General features: G+C 47.8%; 1 protein-coding gene. It reads left to right on the forward strand.

Annotated features, from left to right (window positions below; translation table 11 throughout):
- The coding region (locus ACTXGO_RS12875; protein WP_443574808.1) for a LysM peptidoglycan-binding domain-containing protein at positions 1 to 2,055 on the forward strand (2,055 nt) is incomplete at its 5' end.
- Between the last annotated feature and the right edge of the window lie 50 nt (positions 2,056 to 2,105).

Consider the following 2,105-nt stretch of genomic DNA (forward strand, 5'->3'; position numbering starts at 1 on the left):
GTTCCTGTCAATTATGGGGTAAGCCTAGCAGAAGTCGCGCAAGTGACAGGCGTGAGCTATGATGAGCTTGAGCGCCTCAATACTGCGCTTATCTCAGGTCGAGTTGATCAATCAGGCCCGCAACGCGTAGTCATTCCAAACGATGTCGATAGCAATATCGATGCTAAACTTAGTACCCTAAGAGGTAATGGTAGCAGCAATGTGATCGCTGCAACGACGCCTGCGACGCCAAGCTATAATAATCAGCCCTATACTAGCTCGTCTTTGCCATCTACTGGCAGCGGTTTGGCTGACTATGCTGCAAGTGCTACTGTGCCGCAGCAGACGACCAGTTATATCTCGCCATCGGTTACGCCTACTAGTAGCTCTGTATATAGCAATAACACCTCGCTACGTACTGAGCCTGCGATTACCAGCAATGAGACCAAAAAAATCAATGCTGAACTACAAAGCAGTAATAGCTTGCCGACTACATCAGCGTCAATTACCAGTAATAATACGATCGTCCAAGAGCCGCCACTGACTAAAGAAGAGCGCGACTTTATTGCCAGCCAAATTCAAAGACAGACTAATGAAGTCAGCCAAGCGATCAGTCCGGTCGATGGCAACATCAAGTTGTCCGCGATACAGACGCAGCAGTCTATATTAGAGGCGAGCGGTAAAGAGAAGACAATCACCTTTTCATCAGGCGCAAGTACTAAGCCTAGCAAAGCAAAACCGCAGGGTACGCGCAGCACCTATACTGTCAAACGCGGCGATACGCTCTCTAACATCGCCAGCCGCGCTGGGCTAAACTGGCGTGATATTGCACAATGGAACCAGATTGACCCAAGTGCTAATCTATTATCGGGTAGCACCTTGTACCTTTATAACGCCAAAACTATCGCGCCTATTAGCAGTAGCAGTGAGACTCCCAGCCAGCCTGAGAGTTACGTGGTACAAAGCGGCGATACGCTCATAGGTACCGCCAACCGTTTTGATATGTCAGTGACCCAGCTAGCCACTTACAATAATCTAAGCAGCCGTGCTGATCTACTCATAGGGCAAAAGCTCTGGCTTGTCCCAGGCAAAGTAAAAGCGCCTGCGAGTACACCTGCTGCGCCATCGACTAGATCGAGCAGCTCATCGAAAATACCGACCAAGAGCTATACAGTCAAATCGGGCGATGGCCTTATTGCCTTAGCGCGTCAGTTTAATATTCCAACGTCAACACTGGCTAACCTAAACGGACTGAGCACTACAGACTCTCTATATGTCGGTCAAAGACTAGTCGTTCCAGCGAGCGCCAATGTGAGCACAAATCGCAGCAACGACACCACTAGTAATAGCTCAGTGTCTACAACGAACTATACGGTAAAATCAGGTGAGACCTTGATCGGTATTGCTAATAGCTTGGATGTGAGTGCTAGCGAGATTGCGGCTGTTAATAGTAGTTTTGATGCGCGTGCACGCTTGCAACGTGGTCAGACGATTAAAGTACCGGTGTCAAAGGACACAGTCGAGCGTCAGCTAAATGACAAACCTGTAAGCTACAAGGTTCAATCTGGCGACACGCTAACAGGCGTCGCTAATCGTTATAATATCGGCTTAAGTGAATTGGCTGCTGCTAATAACTTGACCACAAGATCCAATCTCATCAGAGGACGTACGATTACGATTCCCGCCAAAGATAGCGCTCCAAGCAGTGCTAGTAGCAGTAATAGCACTAGCAGCAGTGGCAGCACTGCAACGAGCAGTAGTGGTAAGAAGCTTAACAATACTGAGAATTACAAAGTACAATCAGGCGATGGCTTGATTGCATTGGCACGCCGCTTTGGCGTATCAGTTGAGGACTTAGCGGCGACTAATAATATCGCTAGTAATGCTCAGTTGCAGCGCGGACAGACAATTAAAGTACCCAAAGTGACTGTCAGCTATACTGTAGGTTCAGGCGATAGCTTGATTGGACTTGCACGCAAGTACGGCATATCGACACAAGAGCTTGCAGATATGAATGATATCGCAGCAGACACTATGCTACAACGCGGACAGCGCTTAACAGTGCCTAATCGTTGATCTTGATCATTAAATACAAATATCGTTAAGCACAAAAAAGCGGCTCTTAT

It is taken from the genome of Psychrobacter sp. T6-1, assembly GCF_052258445.1.